Consider the following 22,636-nt stretch of genomic DNA (forward strand, 5'->3'; position numbering starts at 1 on the left):
CCGTCACACGCTCCGGGGCGACTCCGCGAAGGTCCGCAGCCTGGCCACCTTGGCGCGGGCGCTCTCGAGCTGGACGGCCACGGCTGACCGCGCTGTCCCGCCCTTCGCGTCACGCGAGTCGATCGAGCCGAGCGTCGTGAGCACTTCCCGCACCTCGGGGGTGAGGTGCTCGGAGATCCCGGCGTAATCCTCGTCGGTGAGGTCCCACAGTTCGACGTCGCGGGACTCGGCGAGCTGAACGCACGCACCCGAGAGCTCGTGCGCGACGCGGAACGGCACGCCCCGGCGGACGAGCCATTCGGCGATGTCGGTGGCGAGCGCGAAGCCGCGCGGGGCGAGGTGGGCCATCCGCTCGGTGTCGAACTTCAGGGTCGCGATCATCCCGGTGAACGCCGGCAGCAGGAGCTCGAGCGTGTCGGTCGCGTCGAAGACCGGCTCTTTGTCCTCCTGCAGATCGCGGTTGTAGGCCAGCGGCAGCGCCTTGAGCGTGGCGAGCAGTCCGGTGAGGTCGCCGATGAGGCGGCCGGCCTTGCCGCGGGTGAGCTCGGCGACGTCGGGGTTCTTCTTCTGCGGCATGATCGACGACCCCGTCGAGTACGCGTCGTGGAGCGTGACGAACGAGAACTCCTTCGTCGCCCATGCGATGACCTCCTCGCTCAGCCGCGAGAGGTCGATGCCGATCATCGCGGTGATGAAGAGGTACTCGGCGAACACGTCACGCGAGGCGGTGCCGTCGATCGAGTTCTCGACCGAATCGGCGAACCCGAGATCGGCCGCCACGGCCTGCGGATCGAGTCCGAGCGACGACCCGGCGAGCGCCCCTGAACCGTACGCCGAGACCCCGGCACGGTCGTCGAAGTCGACGAGCCGCTCGACATCGCGCAGCAGCGGCCACGCGTGCGCGAGCAGGTGGTGGGCGAGCAGCACGGGCTGTGCGTGCTGGAGGTGGGTGCGCCCGGGCATCGGCGCCTCGGGGTGCTCCTCGGCCTGGGCGATGAGGACGTCGACGGCATCGAGGACGAGGCCGGCGATCTCGCGAGCGTGATCGCGCAGGTACATCCGCCCCATCGTCGCGATCTGGTCATTGCGCGACCGGCCCGCCCGCAGCTTTCCGCCGAGCTCCGGCCCCGCGATCTCGATGAGCCCACGCTCGAGCGAGGAGTGGACGTCCTCGTCGGACTCGGCGGCGACGTACTCCCCCGACTCGACACGGCGCGCGAGCTCGTCGAGCGCCGAGAGCATCCCCGCGAGCTCATCATCGGTGAGCAGACCCGCCCGGTGAAGGACGGCAGCATGCGCCTTCGACCCTGCGATGTCGTACTGGGCGAGCCGCCAGTCGAAGTCCGTCGACTTGCTCAGTGCTGCCAGCGCATCGGCCGGTCCGTCGGAGAAGCGTCCGCCCCACAGGCTCAGTCGTTCACTCACTCGTCGTCCTTTCGTGCCGTGTCACGGCCGTTCGTCCCCGTCCCATCCAGGACCGGTCATCGTCAGTCATTGTCTCACCGCCGCCGAGGCAGTGCTGGGCGCGTTCGTCCGCTCGTTCCACGCGAGGCCCGAATTCCGCGTCGCGGGCGGCGCGGATTTCCGGCGCGGCGTGGATCGAGCCAAACTTCGAGTTGATCGAGGCCCGCGTGCCGACCGATCCCGCGCCCCACCGCAACCCTCACCCGTCTGCGGCCCCGCCGGCGGCCAACTCGAGGAAGGTCTCCGCGAGCGCCTGCCCGCCGACCGCGGCATCGGCGATGACGAGGACGGTGTCGTCGCCGGCGATCGTGCCGAAGATCCCCGTCATCGACGACCGGTCGATCGCCGAGGCGAGGTACTGCGCAGCCCCGGGCGGGGTCCGGAGCACGACCATGCTGTCCTGCGCGGCCGCCGAGACGAGCAGCTCCTCGAGCAGCCGCGGCAGCTTCGCGTCGAGACTGTCCCCCGTCGATTGCTGCAGGCTGCGGTCACCGCCCTCACCGGGTACGGCGTACACGGATCCCGACGTGGACCGGATCTTCACGGCCCCCACCTCGGCGAGGTCGCGCGACAACGTCGCCTGGGTCACGGAGATTCCGAGCGTCGCGAGCTCATCGGCGAGCTCGATCTGCGAGTGCACGGACCGGCGAGTGATGAGATCGATGATCTTCTGCTGCCGGGCCGTCTTCGTCAGCGGCGCAGCGCCGGCCTGAGGAACGGTGTTCTCGCTCATCGCGATTCCAGGAGGAACGTGAGCAGGGCCTTCTGCGCGTGAAGGCGGTTCTCGGCTTCGTCGAAGACCGCCGAGGCGGGGCCGTCGATGACCTCGGCCGTGACCTCTTTGCCCCGGTAGGCCGGCAGGCAGTGAAGGAACATCGCGTCGTTGCCTGAGTTCATGAGCTCCTGCGTCACCTGGTACTTGACGAACGGGGACGCGTCATCGTCGCGGCCGGCCGCGTCCTGGCCCATCGACACCCATGTGTCGGTGACGAGGACGTCGGCACCGTGCGCCGCGGCGACCGGGTCGTCGGTGACCGTGAGCGATCCGCCGGTGGTCGCGGCCAGGGCGTTCGCCTCGGCGACGATGGTCTCATCGGGCTGGTAGTCGGCGGGGGCGGCGATGCGCACGTGCATGCCGGCGTTGACTCCGCCGAGCGCGTACGAGTTCGCCATGTTGTTCGCCCCGTCGCCGAAGTAGCTCATCGTCAGCCCCGCCAGTGCCCCGCGGTGTTCGCGGATCGTGAGCAGGTCGGCCAGGATCTGGCACGGGTGGAAGTCGTCGGAGAGCGCATTGATGACCGGCACGGTCGAGTGCGCGGCCATCTCCTCAAGCCCCGCCTGGGCGTAGGTGCGCCAGATGATCGCCGAGACCATCCGCGCCATGACCTGCGCGGTGTCGGCGATGGACTCCTTGTGCCCGAGCTGCGCCTCACCGGGGTTGATGATGAGCGGCTGACCGCCGAGGGCCGCGATGCCGGCGGCGAAGGAGACCCGGGTGCGGGTCGAGGTCTTGTCGAAGATGATCGCGGCCGTCTGCGGCCCCGCGAGCGGGGTCCGCGAATAAGGCGCGGCCTTGAGCTCGGCGGCGAGGTCGAGGACCTCGGTGAGTTCGGTGGGGCTGAGGTCGGTGTCCTTGAGGAAATGGCGGGTCATCGTGGTCCTAGTCAGTCGTGTGTGAGGAGGTCGGGCAGGGCGGTGAGGAACGGGGCGATCTCCTCGTGCGTGATGGTCAGCGGCGGGGCGAGGCGCAGGCGTTCGGGGGTGACTGGGTTGACGATGAACCCCGCCTCGAGCGCGCGGGCGGCGATGGCCTTGGCATCGGGGCTGTTCCCGGCGAGTTCGACCCCGAGGAGGAGTCCCTGCCCGGTAACGCCGGCGACACCGGAAACGCTCGCCAGTTCGGACTTCAGCTGCTCGCCGAGGCGGCCCGCATGATCGAGCAGTCCCTCGGTTTCGATCGTGGTGAGAACGGCGAGCGCGGCGGCGCACGCGATGGGGTTGCCGCCGAAGGTCGTGCCGTGCTGGCCGGCAGAGAGCAGGCCGGTGTTTTCGGTGCCGACGGTGATCGTCGCCCCGATGGGCATACCGCCGCCGAGGCCCTTCGCCGAGGTGATGATGTCGGGGACGACACCTTCGCCGATCGCAGGATCCTGGTGGGCGAACCAGTTCCCGGTGCGTCCGATGCCTGACTGCACTTCATCGAGGATGAGCAGGGCCCCGGCAGCAGAGGTGAGCTCCCGGGCCGCGCGCAGGTATCCGGCGGGGTGGGTGCGGACACCGACCTCACCTTGGATGGGTTCGATGAACACGGCCGCAGTCGTGTCGTTGATCGCGGCGGCGAGTGCGTCAACGTCGCCGTAGGGGACGTGGACGACTCCGGGCACGCCTGGGGCGAAGGGCTCACGGTAGGCGGCTTTCGCGGTGAGCGACAGGGCGCCCATCGTGCGACCGTGGAAGGCCCCGTCGACGGCGATGATGATCGGGCGGCCCCCACCGCCGGCGCGGCGGGCCATCTTCAGGGCGGCTTCGTTCGCCTCGGCACCGGAGTTCGAGAGGAACACCGCGGAGCCTTCGGGCAGGTCGAGGATCTCGTGGATCTTCTCAGCCAGCGCGATCTGCGGGGGCGAGGTGAAGAAGTTCGAGATGTGGCCCAGCGTCGCGGCCTGCTCGGACACGGCCCTCACCCATGCGGGGTGGCAGTGGCCAAGCGCGTTGACCGCGATCCCGGCGAGCAGGTCGAGGTACTGCTTCCCGTCGGCATCCCACACGTAGGAGCCGCGACCGCGAACGATGTCGAGCTGGGGTGACCCGAAGACGGGTGAGAGGACGCGGGAGAAATCATCGCGCCAGGTGGCGGTGCCGGTCGTCGCCTCACTCATTGTTCGCCTCCGCGAATTCGTCAGCGCTGCCGGCAGCGCTCCCGGCAGCGCCGGCAGCTGTGATCCCGGCACCCCGGCCAGCGTCCTCGGTCTCGTTCTCGTCCGAATGCCCGCGGTGCCCGTCGCCGAGCGGGGCGGGTTCGACGACGGTGTCCTCGACCATCGTGCCGATGCCCTCGGACGTGAACACCTCGAGGAGCAGCGAGTGCGCCATCCGGCCGTCGATGATGTGGGCCTGCTGCACTCCGTGTTCGATCGCTTCGAGGGCAGCGGTCATCTTCGGGATCATCCCCGCGTCGAGGGTCGGCAGCAGGGCGCGCAGTCGGTCGGGGCCGATGCGGGAGATGAGGGAGGACGTGTCGGGCCAGTTCGCGTAGAGGCCGGGGACGTCGGTGAGCATGATGAGCTTCTGTGCCTTGAGTGCCTTCGCGACGGCGGAGGCGGCGAGGTCGGCGTTGATGTTGAGCGGTTTGCCGGCCTGCCCGCCGATCTCCGCGGCGATCGAGCAGATCACGGGCACCCGGCCGGCATCGAGGAGTTCGGTGAGGACGGTGGTGTTGACCTCGGCGATCTCGCCCACCCGGCCGAGGTCGACGGTCTGTCCGTCCACCTCGGCGACGGTCTTGTGGGCGAGCAGGAGATCGGCGTCCTCACCGGAGAGCCCGATCGCGGCGTTGCCGTTCATGTTGATGCGGGAGACGATGTCGCGGTTGACCTGGCCGGCAAGCACCATGCGGATGACCTCGGCGGCTTCCTCGCTCGTCACCCGCTGGCCGGCCTTGAACTCGGATTCGATGCCGAGCTTGGCGAGCATCGCCGAGATCTGCGGTCCCCCGCCGTGGACGACGACGGGGCGGATGCCGGCGAAGCGGAGGAAGGCGATGTCGTCGGCGAAGGACTGCTGGAGCTCCGGGGAGATCATCGCATTGCCGCCGTACTTGATGACGATCGTGGCCCCGGCGAAGGTCTTGATCCACGGCAGCGCCTCGGTCAGCGCTTCGGCCTTGACCTGGGCGGCGGCGAGGCGGGCGGCGGTGGATTTCGTGGAGAAGTCGGGCTGAGTGCTCATGTGGAGTAGGCGCTGTTCTCTTCGACGTAATCGTGGGTGAGGTCCGAGGTCCAGACGGTCGCGGTCGCGTCCCCGGCGTGGAGGTCGATGACGACGTCGACCTCGCGTCCGAAGACCACCTCGGCGGGGTCCGCGTACGGACCGGAGGCCCGGCACACTTCGACGCCGTTGATGGTGACGTCGATGGTCGTCGGGTCGAACTCCGCCGAGGTGGTCCCCACCTGGGCGACGACGCGACCCCAGTTGGGGTCCTCCCCGAAGATCGCGGCCTTGAAGAGGTTCGACCGGCCCACGGACCGGGAGACGGTGAGCGCCTCGTCCTCCGAGGCAGCACCGCGGGTGGTGATGGCGATGTCGTGGTGGGCGCCTTCGGCGTCGACGTGGAGTTGGCGCATGAGGTCGTGGCAGACCTCGCCGAGGAGGTCCCCGAATTCGCCCTCGTCGACCGTCGTGTCTGCGGCTCCCGAGCTCATGAAGATGACGGTGTCGTTCGTCGACATGCACCCGTCGGTGTCGAGGCGATCGAAGGTGGTCGCCGTGGCTGCGCGCAGCGCTGCGTCGAGGACGGGCGGGTCGAGAGGGGCGTCGGTGGTGATGACGACGAGCATCGTCGCGAGCCCTGGAGCGAGCATGCCCGCGCCTTTGGCCATGCCGCCGATCGTGTATCCGCTGCCCTCAGCTGTCGCGGTCTTCGCGACGGTGTCGGTGGTCATGATCGCCTCGGCGGCGTTCGCTCCCCCGGTGACGGAGTCGTCGGCTGCGGCGACGAGCTCGGGCAGGTGGTCGAGGATCCCGGCGCGGAACTCCTCACCGCCGACGCCGATGAGGCCGGTCGAGCAGATGAGGACCTCGTCAGCCTGGGTGGGGATGCCGGAGTCGGTGAGGAGGGTCGCGGTGTCTTCGGCGGTGAGTTGGGTGGTCGCGAATCCGAAGTCGCCGGTGTAGCAGTTCGCGCCTCCGGAGTTGAGGACGACGGCGCGCGCGTGGCCGGTGGCGGAGACCTGCTTCGACCAGATGACGGGGTTGGCTTGGCACCGGTTCGACGTGTAGACGGCGGCGACGGCGGTGCTCGGTCCCTGGTTGACGACAAGGGCGAGGTCTTTCTTGCCGCTGGGTTTGAGGCCGGCGGTGAGGCCGGCGGCGGTGAAACCGAGGGGTGCGGTCACGCTCATGGGGCGACTCCTTCGAGCGGGAGGGCGGCGGTCTCGTCGAGACCGAGGGCGAGATGAATGGATTGGAGGGCTTGGCCGGCGGTGCCGCGGACGAGGTTGTCGAGCGCCACGACGACGAGGATCTTCTCGGCCCGGGCGTCATAGGTCGCCTGGATCTGGGCGACGTTCGATCCGGTGGTCGCCGAGGTGCGCGGCCATTGGCCCTCGGGCAGGACACGGACGAAGGGTTCGTCGGCGTAGGCCTCGGTGAGCGCCGCGGTCAGGGCGTTTGTGAGTGCGTCGGCGTCGATGCTGCCGTCGGCGGTACGCGGGGCGTTCTCCCCCGGGTCGGCGGTGAGAGTGGCGAGGATGCCGCGTGACATGGGGACGAGGGTCGGGGTGAAGGAGATGCGGACGGGACCGTCGGCGGGGTCGGCACCCAGGACGCCGTTGAGGTTCTGTTCGATCTCGGGGACGTGGCGGTGGGAGCCGCCGGTGCCGTAGGGGGATGCGTCACCGAGGATCTCGGCGGCGATGAGGTGGGGTTTGAGCGCCTTGCCGGCTCCGGAGACGCCGTTGGCGAGGACCGCGTTGAGTCCCTTCGGTGCGATGAGGCCCGCGGCGAGCAGCGGTGCGAGGCCCAACGTCACGGCGGTGACGTTGCACCCGGGTACGGCGATGCGGGTGGTGTCGCTCAGTCGGCTGCGTTGTTTCGTGCCGTCGGCGAGGAGTAGTTCGGGCAGTCCGTAGGTCCATGTGCCCTGGTGGGGTGAGCCGTAGAAGGTCTCCCACGCTGCGGGACTGATCAGGCGGTGGTCCGCGGCAAGGTCTACGATCAGGGTATCGGGGCTGGTCTCGGCCAGTTCCCGGGCGATCGCCCCGGACTTGCCGTGGGGCAGGGCGAGGATGACGACATCGTGGCCGGCGAGCACCTCGGCGGTGGAATCGGCGATGACGAAGTCCGCGTACCGGGGAAGGTGGGGCTGATGCCTGCCGAGCTTCTCGCCCACGCTGGAGTGACCGCACACGGTGGTGACGTTGAGGTGGGGGTGAGTGCTCAGCAGTCGGAGGACCTCTCCCCCGGCATAGCCGGTGGCGCCGGAGACGGCGACCGTCAGATCGTTCATATGAATAACCATACAGCATCATTAAATTATATGCAGGAGGCGTGATGACCCAGGCGGTTCGAGCAATGCAGGCCGGCGGACCAGAGGTGCTGGAGTTCTCGGAAGTCGAGACGCCGGCGCCTGGGCCAGGTGAGGTGCTCGTCGACGTCGAGGCGGCGGGCGTGAACTTCATCGATACATATCGGCGTTCGGGGGTCTATCCGATGGATTATCCGCATGTCGTGGGCGTCGAGGGCACGGGTCGGATCGCCGAGGTGGGTGAGGGTGTCGAGAGCTACCGGGTCGGTGATCGGGTGGCGTGGCATGAGGGTCCGGGGTCGTATGCGACGCAGGTCGTCGTGGCGACGGACAATCTGCTTGCGGTGCCGGAGGGTGTGAGCGCCGAGGTGGCTGCAGCAATGCCGTTGCAGGGGCTCACTGCGCAATATCTGGCGACGACCTCGCATGCGATCAAGCCGGGTGATACGGCGCTTGTCCACGCTGGGGCCGGTGGTGTCGGGCTTGTGCTCACGCAGATCATCAAGCACTTGGGCGGAAATGTCATCTCGACAGTGAGCACCGAGGAGAAGGCGGAGCTTGCTCGGCAGGCGGGCGCCGATGAGGTGTTCCTCTACGGTCCGGGCGTCGACGTGGCCGCGACGGTGCGGGAGCTGACGGACGGCGAGGGTGTCGAGGTCGCTTATGACGGGGTCGGCAAGGACACGTTCGATGCCTCGTTGGCATCAATCAAGCCGTTGGGATCGATGGTGCTCTTCGGTGGGGCGTCGGGTCAGGTCCCGCCGTTCGACATTCAGCGGCTGAACTCTTCGGGCGGGATCTTCCTTTCGCGGCCGTCGCTGGTGTGGATGGTCGCGACTCCGGAGGCGTTGGCGAAGCGCTGGGCGATGGTCTCGAGCGGCGTCGAGAAGGGCTGGCTCGACTTCCGGATTGGGGAGACCTTCCCGCTGGCAGAGGCTGCCGAGGCGCACCGGGCGCTCGAGGGGCGGAAGACGACGGGGAAGGTTGTGCTGGTGAATTAATCACCAGAAGTGATAGCTCACCTTCACCTCAACGACGGTCTACCATTCAGCACCAACAAACCACGACCATAAATCGAGAACTCGGGAGTCACACCGACACCTTCAAAAAATGGCGCTCCCCTCGCGGAATGAGTCTCGTTCCGGCAACCGCGCACTTGCACCCCGCCACATCGCGCCCGATCGGCGCGACCTTTAGCGCTGTAACCGTACCTTGAACGCCACAATCGCCTCCATCCACCCAATCGATTTGATCCATTCCAGAAAATCAGCTCGAACTAAATTTGTCGATTCCCGTTAACTATTAGAACAAACTGGACGCCTAAAACCTATATCTGCATCTGGCGCATCCAAGTGTTCGCAAGGACTCGGAACGCTCGAACACGCGGCCACAAGTTCTACGCGGCCCCAGCGAAAGCTCGCTTATCATTCAAGTGTGAGTCGTTCTCAACCGTCAAAGGAGACGCTGGAAGATGAAACTCATTCCGTTCAAGGAACTCGCACTATTGCTGAACAAATCTGGCCTACCAGGCAACGGAAGTAAGAGCTTTGGCATACCCAACAGCGCCGACTTCTTCGTCGATCCGGTGCTGGCGGTCAAGGAAGAATTGGGTGATCTTTCGTCAGAAGTGATCCTCGTGTCTGCCAGAGGCGCTGCTGGCAAGAGCAGAACGGCTCTGGAGCTCGCGGCACGATCGGGCGCACCGCTTTGGCGCCTCGAATTGGATGATGCCGTAGGTCGAGCAGCGCTCCCATTGAATCTTAATACCTACCTTGCGACTATCAACGGGTTGAAATTCATCGCTCAGCTCCCGGAAAGGCCCGCACTATTAATCGATTCCCTTGATGAAGCTCGTTCAAGAGTCTCACCACAGTCATGGGAAGAGTTTCTTGACTCAATCGCCGAAGCCGCCAGCCACGGCCTGCAAACCGTACTTTTTGGACGAGATCGTACTTTAGAGGATGTCTGGCTAAAACTCGCAGACGCCGATCGATCGATAGCTTGGCTCGAGGTGTCACACTTTCCGATTGAAGAACAACGAAACTATATCGATGGTCGCAGTCAAGCATACAAACGCAACGCAACCTTAGATACGAGCGATGAGAACTACAAGGAGGCGAGAGAAGCCCTACTCACCGCCCTGGTGGGCGCATTGGATGAAGACTCAGCCGAGACCTTCGTCGGATATCCTCCAGTCCTCGACGCAGTCGCTACTGTGCTTGCGTACGACCAGAACCACTTCAAACTTGCCCAAGATATCAAATCAGAAACATCGGGCACACGACATCTCGAGGTACTGCGCCGTATCCTAGCTGACCTCCTGATCAGGGAACAAGGAAAATTAGCACCATTAGCGCGAGACCTCGGATTGGACCCTTCGACGGTCTACAAGCAAGAAGAGCAAATCCAATGGTTATGGCACGATATCGAAGGAAGCAGCGCACCTGATTTATCATACATTTCGGATCCTGCAAAACGACATGAATATCAGATTGGCCTACAGCGATTTCTCGATGATCACCCCTTCCGCACTGAACAACAATGGGCTAGCACCGTGTTCGAGGCATTTTCTGCCGCGGAACGAATGACAGAAGAATTGCCGCGAACAAGCCTGTATGAAGTGGGCACTCACTCAGGCCTCCTCTTTGACTTTACCGCCACTGCTCATTTCAGCGAGGAAACAATTCTGGATGAATGGCAATTTGCCGCGCTCCACGCTTCAATTCTCGCCGGAGAATCGCAAGGAAGTACCGCGACAATATCCGCGGAGAAAATTGATCAAGAATTTTTTCGCGGAAGCATGGAGATTACCCGCCTAAATGGGCTATTGGGCCTCTCGTTTACTCTCATTCCGGACGACCCAAATTCCCTTTCTCTAGTCGGGCCGCTCGAGTCTTTGACAGTCTTTACAGAAGGCGGGATAGTCGTCCCCGCGCTTGACAAGGGAAAAGTCATGGGACCTGATCTATTCTTACACTGCAAAGCAATCGATATTTCAGGCACCGAGGTGCAGTTTGCAAGAATGTCTTCAAATGCTGGATTGGATGGATTGGATGTAAGAATCGAGGTAACAGGGAAGCAATTGCGGTTGCCTCCGTCGATTGCGTCTGCTCCGGCCACTGGAACTTTTGAACTGGCAGTGCCGGAAGACGCTCAAATTGCTTATCCGTGGTTCGACTACCGAACGATTCTTGAGTCGGATGACGAAATAGACCTGAAGTCCAGAGCTGTGCGCTTCCTCAATAAGCTTCAGAATCTAGCGCGTAGCCACGGTCATAGCGACGGTCGTGCAACTTTCTTCATGAAGTTGCAAGGTCGACAGCCTTTGAAGGCGCAACAACTTCGCGGTGTATTGGATGTTCTGGAATCATTCGGTGCTGTCCGCTTTCAAGGTGATCTGATTTTCCTTACTGAGGAGGCTGATCAACATCGTTTTAGCGGAAAATCCATTCCCGGACAGAGGACAATCGCAGAGGAATGGAGTTACTGGGGGCCGATTGTAGAGAAGATTATGCAAGTCCTAGAATAGACGAAACTCGTACGGACATTTGACGGCCTGCACTAACGCGAGTTTAGTGCCTCTTGACTATGGATCTCGTGGACCAGAAGGTCTGACTCTTTGAAGAATGTGACGGCCCCTTCACAGCTGGCGCACGAGGTCCTGGTGGGCGCGTCTGACTCACGGCTCTTCTGACGTCACCCTTCTGGTGGCTGTCCTGCTTGCGACGTGTAGGCCGGCTCGGCTCACTTGGGACTGCTAAGGGTTTGGCTGACATCACCACTGGATATGTTCTAGGGAGTTGAGAGGTCATGCCAAAGATCTACACAGATGAGTTCAAGCAGTCAGCACTCGAGCTCATCAACGACGGAATGACCCCGAAGAAGGTCTGTGCGGATCTCGGGATCTCGAAATCAGCCCTCCAAGCCTGGGTGCACGACGCGCGCCCGCGCGAGCACGGCCTCGAGCCCTCGCACCATCCTGCGGAGTCACGGGCCCAGGCGGCAGCGCTGAAACGCATCCGGGAGCTTGAGCGGCAGAACAAGATCCTCCGCGAGGCCGCAGCCTACCTCTCACAGGCGAACTTGAAGGTCGGTGGTCATCACCCACAATGATGTACCCGCCGGTACCGTGACCTTGCTGCCACCGGGGCGCCGGTAGGAGTTACCTGCCGGGTGCTCGGCTTTTCGAAGCAGGGGTTCTACCAGTGGTGCGCTCACCCGGTCTCAGCTCGGGATTGGGAGGACGCACACCTGATCAATGCCGCCTACGACGTCCATACGGACGATCCTTCAGTATCGGGCACCGGTTCATCGCTGATGAACTCTATGCCGCCGGGCACGGGGCCTCTGAGCGTCGTGTGTGGCGGTCGTGTTTTCAGGAGCAGTTGTTCTATCACACGATCAAACGAGCCCGGAAGCATGGCAAGAAGCCTGGGCCGCCGGTCTGTGATGACCTCGTCAAACGCGATTTCACCGCGAGTGCAATCAACGAGCTGTGGTTGACCGATATTCCCCCGCAAGCGGGAGGTACCCCCACCGAGCATCACACCGGTGAGGGGAAGCTGTACATGTGCGCGGTCAAGGACGTCTACAGCAACAAGATCGTCGGTTGTGCCATCGCTTCGCGGATGAAGACATGCCTGGCGGTGGCGGTGATCGAGGATGCTGTGGTCCGTCATGGCGTGCCCCGAGCCGTAGCCGGCTGCGTGGTCCACAGCGATAGGGGCTCGCAGTTTAGGTCGCGGAAGTTCCAGCCTCTCGGACTGGTCGGGTCGATGGGGCGGGTCGGCGAGGCTGGGGACAATGCGGCGATGGAACCGTTTTTCGCCGTGTTACAGAAGAACGTCCTCGACCGATGTCGTTGGGCGTCGCGGGCGCAGTTGACGACGGCGATTGTGCGCTGGGTTGAACGGGCCCATCACTGGAAGCGTCGGCAGCGGCGTTTGGGTGAACTGATCCCGGTTGAATACGAACTGGTTCATCACAACGCCGTCGTTCTGGCGGCATAAACCCCGGTGACAACTCAACCTTCAGCAGTACCGTAATGTGACTGGCTCGGCGCCGCCTCAACATGTTGTTCACAAGGGTCAAGCACGGGGTCTTCTACGAGGCGAAGACCCCGGCAGCTGCTTGACAATGAATGTAACGGGGCAAACAGGCACGGCCTTGCACGGTCGTGGTAAACCTGTGAGAGGATCCGCGGCTAGTACATTAGACTTCAAGCATGCCTGACGAAACAGTGCCGACTCACGTGTTGAGCACAGCTGCGGTCCGATGGAGCATCACCACTTTAGGCGCTCAAGAACTGCATCCCACATTCCCGATGTACCTTTACTTACGTACTCAGGAACGTTCGGGAAAGCTCTCAAAGGCCTCTGCGTCAGCTGAGGAGCTCCTCTCGCTGATCCGTATGCCAGGCCACAGGAACAAGCCTTACTACTTCCCGCTGATTGGTCGCGGCAAGCGCACAGGAGAGCCGTTGCCCACGTTCTGGCGCGGCGCGAATATTCCCGGGAGCTGGTCGCCGGGGTCGCTCGGTCGACAAATGCCTTGGTTGCAGGCGGAATCGCGCGGGTATGCGTGGCCGGAAAGCCACGTCGAGAGGGCGCTTACCGACATGCTCAAGGGTCGACGCGTGTCCGCGGTCGCATTGGGGGCGTATTTTTTGCGCAACGACGGCTTCGTCTTGTCGGGTACACCGTCCGCAGAGGACCTGATCGCTGGTTTCTGCTCCCGCTTCGACTACCCGAGCGTTACAGATGCAGAGTTCGATCAACTTTTTACCATCGACATCCCCGATGTCAAGTTCGATTGGTTCGACCCTTATGTCCCTCTCGAAAAATCAGAAGAGGAGCCCACGAATGTTTGAGCAGATCGTACAGAATGTGCGCATGCTCGAGGCCGATGACCTTGGCATCGGTGTGAAGGATCAGGCAAAGTCTAGCCACGCCTCGAGCGCGCCGGATGCTCCTTTGATTCCAGCGGACGACCCTATGGTGCAGGAGATTGCCCGACTCGCAGGGGTCTACGGCGGCGTGATTTTGTCGGGATCACCGGGAACCTCGAAATCGTACTACGCAAGTGCGGCTGCGGAGAGGATCGCAGGCGATAAGAACCGTGTGAGGTTCGTACAGTTTCATGCGAGTTATCAGTACGAGGACTTCATGCTGGGCTTCACTCCGACGACGAGTGGCTTCGAGGTCAAGGAGGGACCGTTCCTTCAACTGGCCAAGTCTGCTATCCGAGATCCTAGCTACACCTATGTGCTCGTTATCGATGAGCTGTCTCGGGCCGATGTTGGGCGGGTATTTGGTGAGGCGCTCACCTATGTCGAGACCACCAAACGCGAGCTCCCGTTCACGATTGCCAGCGGCGAGGAAATCAAAGTCCCGGAAAACCTCGTGCTTCTGGCAACAATGAACCCGTTCGACCGGGGCGTGGATGAGGTCGATGCCGCGTTCGAGCGTCGATTCGCGAAGATCTCAATGGATCCAGATCGCGACCTGCTGAAGGCCATTCTTGAGTCGAACGAAATGGACGAGGAATTGCAGCGACGGGTTATCAGCTGGTTCGATCGCATTAACGGCCATGCGCAGAGCAACCCAGCCGCAGCAGTAGGCCACGCGTACTTCTCGACCGCTATCGATGAGAAGACGCTTTCCGACATTTGGAACTACCAGCTCAAATACCTGGTCAGTCGTGCTTTCCGGCGAGACGAGAACACACGATCAGCCATTGAAACTGGTTGGCAATACATCATCGAGCCGCCCGACCCAAGCTGAGCCGGCCCACTAAACATGTTCGAGACGACTAACGAAGATGTCCATGTCGTGGACTGCGTCGAGTACGCACAAATTGACGTAGATTCTGCATTTTGGCTCGGTGAGGATAACCGCGCGATTTTCAATCCGGAGATCGATGGCAAGGACGTTCTGCGTGTCAATTTCAGCAACGGCGTTTTGAAGCTTCAGGCAACTTCGTTTGTCGGCGTTATTCCAATCAACGATCGTCTAGTCCTTCGGGTCCGTCCTCGGGTTCCGATGAAGAGCCTGACCCGGATGGTGAGTGAAACAGGCCACGGCGTCATGGCCCTATCTGCGCTACGCGAATACGACGGGCGTGGCAAGGCCGACGACTGGGCCATGGGGCACTACACCGATTCGCTTCTCGACTTCCTAGACGAACTCATTGACGCAGGCCTTATGCGCGCGTACGAGCGCCGTGAGGGCGAAGGGCACTTTCCGCACGGCCAGTTATCTACTTCTCGGACGATCCAGCACTTTTTGGCAAAGGATGTTCCCAATAAGGCGGCATTCTCTTGGTTTGAGCGGACCGTCGACATTCCGGCCAACCGGTGCATCAAGGCAGCCATGGAAGTTATCTATGACCACCTGACAAGGATCAAGGCGCAACCACGAAAGGGCGACAAAGCTCGTTTGAGGCGGTTGGCCGGCCACTTCGCTGCGTTCGAAGGCGTAGCGCTCGATGCCGACAATCGTTATCTCGATGACCCCCTGGTAGCGGGCTATGTTCCGCTACCCGACTCTCGGGTGTATTACCGCCCAGTCCTAGACCTTTCGAAATTAATTGTACGCGGGATCGGCATAGCTCTTGATCTAGGCGGCAACGACGTGCAAATGGGGTCGCTTCTAGTCGATACCAACAAACTGTTCGAGAACTTCGTCCGGATCAGCCTTGCGAACTATGCTCGCGCGCATCGTTGGCCAGTCGAAGTGCTTGACGGTAACACCGAGGGGAAAATTGATTTATACGACATACCCGATCAACCTCCTTCACCACTAGGATACGGGATGGCGGCGATGGCAAGTCGCAACTCTGGCGCGGCCCAGCCTGATGTCGTTTTGCGCTCCGTCGGCGGCGAGGTTCCGCTTATCGCTGAGATCAAGAACACCTCAACTTCAGACTCCACCCTTCCGGACCGTGGACACGTGGAACAGGCTGTTACTTACGCTGTCCGCTTTGGCCTCGACTTCGCGTTGCTGATCCACCCCTGGAACTCCGGAACTAAGGGCCTCACCTACGTCGGGCGGGTCCGTTCGATTGACGTATACGACTACCGTCTCGACATGTCTAGCGACGAACTTCTCGACGAGGCGCTCAATGATATGTCAGTTACTCTCGCACGGTTGGCTGAAATCTGACCGCTTTAACCGTTCACGTTAGGCTGACTCATCCAGTTAACCAGGTCGACGCCAATGCCGTCCCTACCTTCGTCAACTGCAGTCGTCAACGTTGTACCGGTACCTGAAAACGGGTCAAGGACCACGCCGCGGGCTGGCGTGCCGTGGCCGCAATCTGTCCAGCCGATCGTGCGCTTACGTGCGAATGTGAATTCGCGGAAGTAGCCACCCAGCGCGAGTTTGGCCTCAGCAGCTAGGCGTTGCACCTCGACACTGTTGCGACCAGTGCCATTCTGAAACTTTGTCGCCTTACCTACGTCTGAGACTCCGAACGCCTGAATAGCCCTGATGTGTTCAGCCGTCAGACCTTTCTCTTCGGCGAGCGCCATCGCCCTTTTGGCCTGTGGACGATTCGGGTCGAGCTCAGTAGTTCGCTCGATGACCCGACGCCGTGCGACCTTGCATGTTGCGCAGACCTGCGGCGGAGCTGCAAGGATAATGGCGCGGCGCACAAGTTCGCGGGGGAAGGGAGCCAGGTGCCGTCCCATATTCCGTTCCGGGTTGATCGTCCACACGTCGCCCGGATTGGCTCCGTTGCCGAACTTCTCCGAGTAACCTACTAGGTCATAATAGTAGGTTGGCTTGTAGGTTAGGTGGATTACGTATTCGTGCCGACTGGCTAGGCGGTTCTTGACTGGATCGGGCATACCCGATTCCTTGGCCCAGATGATTCGGTTGCGGATCAACCAGCCACTCTTCGCGGCCTGCCACTCGATCTGGCCAGGAATACCGAGTAAGGACTTGTTGAAGTAGGTGTCGCCGACGTTAAGGAACACTGAGCCGTGGGGCCGAAGGACACGTTTCCATTCGGCGAGGCAGTCCATTATTGATGTGACGTAACCGTCCGCAGTTGGCTCAAGACCGATCTGGTCGCTGTGCCCGTAATCTCGTTTGTTCCAATATGGGGGCGAGGTAACGACGAGGTCAACCGAACTCTCAGGCAAACCAGTCTGACGAGCATCGCCAGGATTGAACGTCAGCTGCGCATCACAAAGATCCGGCACCCAATCATCAAGCTGGCTGATGCTTGTCATGCCAAGTGTTGCTCGACCTTCGCCAAGGTTCGAGTCCACGCCTCGACTTGGATGCTTCTTGGTTTGAGCCACAATGTCCTCTCTTGCTTAGCTGCGACAGGTGTTCGTCTCGTTGCCGAGGTGTGAATCGAGCTGAGGTCGTCGGCGAGCGCTTGTTGCTGGTGGTCACCAAAATCTGCGCCCGGATTCCGCGAACCAATGAGCTTTCGTGTTAGTTGCTAGCTTGTAAACATCTGCGATCCTCTGACTGCACTCCACCCAGAGCACATTCGAAGATTCTAGCATACACTAGCGATTTCGTTTCTAATATATGCGAGTGTCGTAGTGTCGGCTATCTCCCGGTCTTCTCGACCTACCGCAGAGTGGGCGACGGAGGCTTCGCGGTTCGAGATCTGGGTGCTGTACAACAGTTTACTCGTGCCGGACGAACGAGTCGGCGCCAGAGAGCCTTGCCTTCGGTGGCGGCGAGGCCCCCGGCGTTGATAGTGCCCGACGGCGAACGATCCCCGTCCCTCCTGGGTTGGGTCAAATGCGTTAGTGCTTGATCACTGCAGTTTCAACGCGTCCAGGAGGCTTCGACTTAACTTCACCCAGAACGGGTGGCAGGGTCGTGATCGTCCCGTTGATCTCGACAACTGCCGACCGTAACGGTCGCAACATTCGCAAGAACCGTCGGATCGACATGCCCGACCGGTCCTGAATGGTACGAGAAACAGCAAGCGCTGCGAACACAATCGTCAGATGCGCCTCGATCGCATCGTAGGTCCGAGCTAACATCGGCCTGGCCCTTAGGTCGGTCTTCGACATCCTGAAAGACTGCTCAACATGCCACAAGTCGTGGTACGACCCGATTGCCTCCCGGTCATCCATGATCGAGTGCTCAATATTCGTCACCCACGGGACTGATGAAGCTTGAGTCGACTCCGGGGTTTATGCCGCCAGGACGACGGCCTCGTGGTGAACTAGTTCGTAGTCAACCGGGATCAGCGTATCCAAACGCCACGGCCGACGCTTCCAGTGGTAGGCCCGCTAAACCCAGTGCACAATCGCTGTCCGTAGCCCCGCACTGGTGTCCCAAAGACACCTGTCGAGTACGTTCTTCTGCAGCACGGCGAAGAACTATTCCATCGCAGAGTTGTCACCAGCGGCACCGACCCGTCCCATTGACCCGACGAGCTCACAGCGCCGTAGAGCATAATGGAGCTTCCGGAAACGAAACTGCGACCCGCGATCCGAGTGTACGAGGCAACCGGCCACGGCCGTCGAGCGTCTTAGCAAAAGCGAAAGAACTCAGAAGGGACTCAGAAAGGACGAGGCGATCACCAGAGCAGGGGCTATGATCTTTTTCACCGCGACCACCGAATCCTTCCTGCGCCGTCAGACTGTAGGAAGTAGATCCTTGCCGGCCAAGTCTGAGGCACCCGCTACCGAGAAGTACATATGCCGCCATTGGCGTTGCCATCTGCCAATCATGGCCGCAGAGTAACCGTACGCTACGAGGACCGACTGATTCGGCGAATACGGACTACTGCTCTGAGCTGCCCCTACCCCAACGAGTCCCACGCCATCCGCTGCCGCAGCGCTGGGGCCAGCACCAGCGCCGCCAGCACACTGCCCGCCAGCAGAACCCACGCCCCGAAGTACGTGAAGAGCTTGAGCTCCGGTGCCAACTGCGGGCCGAAGTCCGCGGCCATGAGGATCACGCCCCCGAGGATCAACGCTGTCGAGACGATCACCTGGATGAACTGCTCGACCGTCGACTTCAGGAGGTTCTTGATCATGTCGATGTTCAACCCGCTCGTCCCGACATCCAAGGTCCCGTCCTGCAGATGCCCGGCGATCCGCGCGACCTGGGCCGGCAGCTCGGCCATCTGCGGCACCGTCGCCGCGAAGTAGAGCGTCAACTCACTCCGATCAACACCCAGTCCCCCGACCTGGCGCAGCAGATCCTTCCCGTTCCGGGTCACCAACGTGAGCAGGTTGAGGCTCGGATCGAGCTTCATGATCGATCCCTCAAGCGTGCTGATCGCCCGGAACGCTGTCGCCACCGACGTCGGCATCGGGAACCCGAAATCAACAACGAAATCGATGAGCTCCTCGAACAGCGCCGCTGACGTCGACCCCGGCCGACCATCCCCGTATTTGAGCATGATCTGCCCGATCTCCCGCTGCAGCTCCCGCAGATCGACATCGCTCGGCGTGCCCAACAGCTCGAGGATCGCCGCGGTCGCCGCCTGCGAGTTCTGCGAATCGAAGGCCATGAGCAGCAGCGCGATCGCCCGCCGATCTCGCTTGTCGATGAACCCGACCGCACCGAAGTCAACGAGTCCCGCTCGCCCCGTGGACGAGACGACTATATTGCCCGGGTGAAGGTCCGCGTGGAAGATCCCCTTGCCGAGCACCTGGCGAACCACCATGAGGAAGAGATCCTGCGCGATCTCACCTCGGGCGATGCTCGAGAGATCCGCAACGATCTCCGAGGCATGCGACAGCGGCACCCCCTCGACGAGGTCCATGACGATGACGTACTCCCCCGACAGCTCGGGATAGACATTGGGGATCTGCACAACCGAGGGACGCAGCGACTTCGACCGTCCCGCCTCGTCGGCCTCCCGCAGGGCTTCGATGTGGGCGAGCTCGCCCCGGTAGTCGAGCTCCCCCATGAGCGAATCGACGAAGCTGTGCGCGAGCTTGACGACCCCGACCTTCTTCGCCCAATCCGTCGACCGTTCGAGCCGCTCGGCCAGGGTGAGGACGATGTCGGCATCGGCCTTGACCTGCCGACGGATCTTCGGCCGCTGCACCTTGACCGCGACGACCTGACCTTCCCACGTCACCGCACGGTGGACCTGCGCCACCGACGCGGCCGCGAAGGGGACTTCGTCGAACTCGGCGAACACCTCGGCGACGGGACGGCCCCACAGGGCCTCCAACTGGCCTTTCACCTCGGCAAAGGGAACCGGCGGAACGCCGGCCTGGAGTTTGGAGAACTCCTCGACGAACTCGTGCGGGATCATGTCGCCGCGGGTGGCGATGAACTGCCCGAGCTTGACGAACGTCACTCCGGCCGCCGCCAGCGCATCACGGGTCGTCGCCGCGATCTCGCGGAGGGACACGCGCAGGGTCGGGATGCGGGGTTTGAGGTAGCGGGCGAGTCCGAACTGGATGAGGATCTTCTGGACTTGGGCGAGGCGGTTGACTCGGCGATACCAGGTGGGGATCTTCGGGGCCGAGCGCAGCACGGAGGACAGCGTGCCGGTGGGCATGACGAGTTCGATGGCGAGGAGGACGAACATCTGGAGGACGATGGCCCACGCGAAGAGGAGCAGGAAGACCATGATCGCGGGGAAGCTCATGTCGAGGCTTGGGTACGTGTTGTCCTCGGAGATGCCGAGGAGCTTGTACGCCTGGAGGGTGATGGGCCAGATCGAGAGGCCCATGATGAGGGAGACGACGATGTTGCGGGCGGCGCCGGTGCCGACGATCATCATCCGCCGGACGAGGAAGCCGACGATGAGGGCGTTGATGAGACCCAATCCGATGGAGTAGAGGATCGTCATCTAGGCTCCTTGTCGTTCCGGGGACAGTGCCGAGTCGCTGGTGCGTGGTTGGAGTGTGTCCGGGGTGCGCGTCCAGGGCTCGTGTCCAGCCTAGTGGATGAAGTCTGAGATCTCTCTGGTCAGAGGGTGCGCTGGGTGGGGCGGGCCTTGGTGGGATAGGTCTTGGTGGGGTGGGATGGGTTGGGTTCGGCTGGATCAGGTCCTGCGGTTGGTCAGAGCCCCGTCGTCCTCGCCCCTGCGCTCAGAGTGCGAAGGGCGCCGAGGAGGTCGGTGATCTCCGGTGCTGTGTCGAGTTCGGCTGGGACGAGGGCGCTGATGCGCCTCGTGCCGACTTCGGCGATCGAGATCGCGGCGATCCCGTCGACCGCGGTCGTGCGTCGGGCGCTCTGCGGGAGCAGGGCCACGCCGAGGCTGTTCGACACCAAGGCTTGGATCGCGCCGGGATTGTCGGTGATGTGCCGGGTGCGCGGTTCGAACCCTGCGCGCCGGCAGAGGCGCTCGGCGGTCGATCGGCAGCGGTCGCAGCCCATGATCCACGGCAGTTCGGCGACGTCGGCGAGCGCGTGGATCTGTCCCGCCCGGTTCCAGCGTTCGGGGACGAGGAGGTCGAGTCGATCCTCGCCGAGGTCGATCGTCGTTGCGCCCTCCAGCTGCGGTGGGTCTTCGTCTTCGTGGTGGAAGACGAAAGCGACGTCGATCGCGCCGCTGTCGAGGAGAACGAGCGCTTCGGGCGGTTCGGCTTCGACGACTTCGTACGAGTGGCGGGTAACGGCGTCGGGCTGGTCGGCGGCGCTCGTCTCCAAGGTCCCGAGGGCGGCGGCCAGTGGTCCGATGACGAAGCTCGGGAAGCCGGCGAGGCGGACGTTGCGCCCGCCGAGGCCGAAAGCCGTGGACAGGTCGCGGCGGAGTCCGGTCACCGAGGCGGCCACCTCGGTGGCGCGGATGAGGGCGAGTTGGCCGGCGGTGGTGAGGACGATACCGCGTGGAGTGCGCTCGAAGAGGGTGACGCCGAGGACCTTCTCGAGGGCGGTCATGTGTTGGGAGAGGGCGGGCTGGGACCAGCCGATCTCACGGGCTGCAGCGCCGAGGCTGCCGGCGTCGGCAATGGCGCCGAAAAGGAGAAGCCGTTTCGGATCACCGGTGGCGAGTGCCTGGTCGAATTGCTGTGACATAAGTCAATCTTATGCCAGGGCAGTCGGAAGTGGGTCTACTGCTCGGGTCTTTGGTGATTCAGACTGGAAGGGCATAAGAGTTGCGGGTCTGCGGGTCAGGGTTCCTGTCCGTTCGCGGATCTGCGGCAGGTGGTTTGGACGATGAGGAGATTGACGGTGCGGAGAATCGGACTGCTGGGCGGGATGAGCTGGCACTCGAGCATCGAGTACTACACGAAGATCAATGCGGCAGTCGCCGAGCGCCTCGGCGGTCACCACTCCGCGCAGATCCTCCTCGACTCCTGTGACTTCTCGGGAATTCGCGACTTCCAGATCGCCGAGGACTGGGAGGGTGCGTCGGCTGCGTTGGCGGCGACCGGGCAGCGTCTGGCCGATGGCGGCGCCGAGGCGGTCGCGATCGCGACGAACCTCATGCACAGGACCGCACCGACCGTTGAGGCGACGGTCGACGTGCCGCTCATTCACATCGTCGACTCAATCGCAGCGATGGCGAAGGAGCGCGGGTACTCGACGCTTGCTGTCCTCGGAACGAAGTGGACGATGCTCGACGGTTTCTACACCGAGCGCCTTGAGGCGCAGGGAATCACGACGCTGATTCCGGACGAGGTGACGTGCCTTGAGGTCGATCAGATCATCTGGGATGAGCTCACCCAGGGCAAGTTGACCGATCCCTCGCGCGGCCGCTACATCGAGATCATGCAGTCGCTGGCTGACCGCGGCGCCGATGCCGTAGCGCTCTCCTGCACGGAGATCGGTCTGCTCGTTCCGCCGGAAGTCGCTCCCCTGCCTGCAATCGACTCAGTCGACGCCCACGTGGCCGCGATCGTCGAGTGGATGATGGCGGACGAGATGGCCGCCGTCTGATCGTCGTTGACCGGCCTAAGCGCACAACTATGATGGGTCTGCCGCTCTCTCCTCACGCACAGAATCGCTTGCCATTAGGCAATCCTGCTTGTCACCA

General features: G+C 62.6%; 16 protein-coding genes and 3 pseudogenes. 7 read left to right on the top strand and 12 right to left on the bottom strand.

Going from position 1 to position 22,636, the window contains the following annotated elements; all coding sequences use genetic code 11:
* Positions 1–3: 3 nt before the first annotated feature.
* The 7 genes from argH to argC form a co-directional block, all read right to left on the bottom strand.
* Positions 4–1,425, bottom strand: a complete 1,422-nt coding sequence (gene argH / locus ACQ1RG_RS15070) for an argininosuccinate lyase (protein ID WP_119297175.1) — start codon at positions 1,423–1,425, stop codon at positions 4–6.
* Between the two features lie 238 nt (positions 1,426–1,663).
* Positions 1,664–2,197, bottom strand: a complete 534-nt coding sequence (locus tag ACQ1RG_RS15075) for an arginine repressor (protein ID WP_430600207.1) — start codon at positions 2,195–2,197, stop codon at positions 1,664–1,666.
* Positions 2,194–3,117: an ornithine carbamoyltransferase gene (gene argF / locus ACQ1RG_RS15080; RefSeq protein WP_430600208.1), complete on the bottom strand. Its 924-nt coding sequence runs from the start codon at positions 3,115–3,117 to the stop codon at positions 2,194–2,196. The genes ACQ1RG_RS15075 and argF overlap by 4 nt, the downstream gene beginning before the upstream one ends.
* Positions 3,118–3,128: 11 nt before the next feature.
* Entirely contained in the window at positions 3,129–4,343 is a 1,215-nt protein-coding gene (locus ACQ1RG_RS15085) for an acetylornithine transaminase (RefSeq protein ID WP_430600210.1), read from the bottom strand.
* Positions 4,336–5,412 (bottom strand): acetylglutamate kinase, encoded by a 1,077-nt coding sequence (gene argB, locus ACQ1RG_RS15090; RefSeq protein ID WP_430600211.1) that lies wholly within the window; start codon positions 5,410–5,412, stop codon positions 4,336–4,338. Before argB ends, ACQ1RG_RS15085 begins: the two co-directional genes overlap by 8 nt.
* A complete protein-coding gene (gene argJ / locus ACQ1RG_RS15095) occupies positions 5,409–6,584 on the bottom strand; it encodes a bifunctional glutamate N-acetyltransferase/amino-acid acetyltransferase ArgJ (protein ID WP_430600212.1) in 1,176 nt (391 codons plus the stop codon). Before argJ ends, argB begins: the two co-directional genes overlap by 4 nt.
* Positions 6,581–7,690: an N-acetyl-gamma-glutamyl-phosphate reductase gene (gene argC, locus ACQ1RG_RS15100; protein WP_430600213.1), complete on the bottom strand. Its 1,110-nt coding sequence runs from the start codon at positions 7,688–7,690 to the stop codon at positions 6,581–6,583. The genes argJ and argC overlap by 4 nt, the downstream gene beginning before the upstream one ends.
* A 44-nt stretch (positions 7,691–7,734) precedes the next feature.
* Here argC and ACQ1RG_RS15105 point away from each other — a divergent pair, with 44 nt between their 5' ends.
* The 6 genes and pseudogenes from ACQ1RG_RS15105 (at position 7,735) to ACQ1RG_RS15130 (ending at position 15,870) form a co-directional block, all read left to right on the top strand.
* A complete protein-coding gene (locus ACQ1RG_RS15105) occupies positions 7,735–8,709 on the top strand; it encodes a quinone oxidoreductase family protein (protein ID WP_430600873.1) in 975 nt (324 codons plus the stop codon).
* A 470-nt stretch (positions 8,710–9,179) separates the two neighbouring features.
* The gene (locus tag ACQ1RG_RS15110) at positions 9,180–11,237 is read left to right on the top strand and encodes a hypothetical protein (protein ID WP_430600214.1); all 2,058 of its coding nucleotides are present in this window, start codon (positions 9,180–9,182) and stop codon (positions 11,235–11,237) included.
* Between the two features lie 281 nt (positions 11,238–11,518).
* Positions 11,519–12,717 (top strand): annotated as a pseudogene (locus tag ACQ1RG_RS15115) (IS3 family transposase).
* Positions 12,718–12,932: 215 nt separating this feature from the next.
* On the top strand, positions 12,933–13,577 hold the full coding sequence (locus ACQ1RG_RS15120) for a hypothetical protein (RefSeq protein WP_430600215.1): 645 nt from the start codon (positions 12,933–12,935) through the stop codon (positions 13,575–13,577).
* Entirely contained in the window at positions 13,570–14,490 is a 921-nt protein-coding gene (locus ACQ1RG_RS15125; protein WP_430600216.1) for an McrB family protein, read from the top strand. The genes ACQ1RG_RS15120 and ACQ1RG_RS15125 overlap by 8 nt, the downstream gene beginning before the upstream one ends.
* A 15-nt stretch (positions 14,491–14,505) precedes the next feature.
* Positions 14,506–15,870 (top strand): 5-methylcytosine restriction system specificity protein McrC, encoded by a 1,365-nt coding sequence (locus tag ACQ1RG_RS15130; RefSeq protein ID WP_430600217.1) that lies wholly within the window; start codon positions 14,506–14,508, stop codon positions 15,868–15,870.
* A gap of 5 nt (positions 15,871–15,875) precedes the next feature.
* Here the strand turns inward: ACQ1RG_RS15130 and ACQ1RG_RS15135 are convergent, their stop codons facing one another.
* The 5 genes and pseudogenes from ACQ1RG_RS15135 to ACQ1RG_RS15155 all read right to left on the bottom strand — a co-directional run bounded on the left by ACQ1RG_RS15135 (position 15,876) and on the right by ACQ1RG_RS15155 (position 21,675).
* A complete protein-coding gene (locus ACQ1RG_RS15135) occupies positions 15,876–16,943 on the bottom strand; it encodes a DNA methyltransferase (RefSeq protein ID WP_430600218.1) in 1,068 nt (355 codons plus the stop codon).
* A 545-nt stretch (positions 16,944–17,488) separates the two neighbouring features.
* Positions 17,489–17,840 (bottom strand): annotated as a pseudogene (locus tag ACQ1RG_RS15140) (IS1634 family transposase); the annotation flags it as partial.
* A gap of 33 nt (positions 17,841–17,873) precedes the next feature.
* Positions 17,874–18,188 (bottom strand): annotated as a pseudogene (locus tag ACQ1RG_RS15145) (IS3 family transposase); the annotation flags it as partial.
* A 299-nt stretch (positions 18,189–18,487) separates the two neighbouring features.
* Positions 18,488–20,503 (bottom strand): ABC1 kinase family protein, encoded by a 2,016-nt coding sequence (locus ACQ1RG_RS15150; protein WP_430600219.1) that lies wholly within the window; start codon positions 20,501–20,503, stop codon positions 18,488–18,490.
* 212 nt (positions 20,504–20,715) lie between these two features.
* The gene (locus tag ACQ1RG_RS15155) at positions 20,716–21,675 is read right to left on the bottom strand and encodes a LysR family transcriptional regulator (RefSeq protein ID WP_430600220.1); all 960 of its coding nucleotides are present in this window, start codon (positions 21,673–21,675) and stop codon (positions 20,716–20,718) included.
* A 156-nt stretch (positions 21,676–21,831) separates the two neighbouring features.
* Here ACQ1RG_RS15155 and ACQ1RG_RS15160 point away from each other — a divergent pair, with 156 nt between their 5' ends.
* Positions 21,832–22,539 carry an aspartate/glutamate racemase family protein gene (locus ACQ1RG_RS15160; protein WP_430600874.1) on the top strand — a complete coding sequence of 236 codons (708 nt, stop codon included), beginning with the start codon at positions 21,832–21,834 and terminating at the stop codon, positions 22,537–22,539.
* The last annotated feature ends 97 nt before the right edge of the window (positions 22,540–22,636 follow it).

This window comes from Brevibacterium sp. K72, from assembly GCF_050562175.1.
GTDB lineage: Bacteria > Actinomycetota > Actinomycetes > Actinomycetales > Brevibacteriaceae > Brevibacterium > Brevibacterium casei.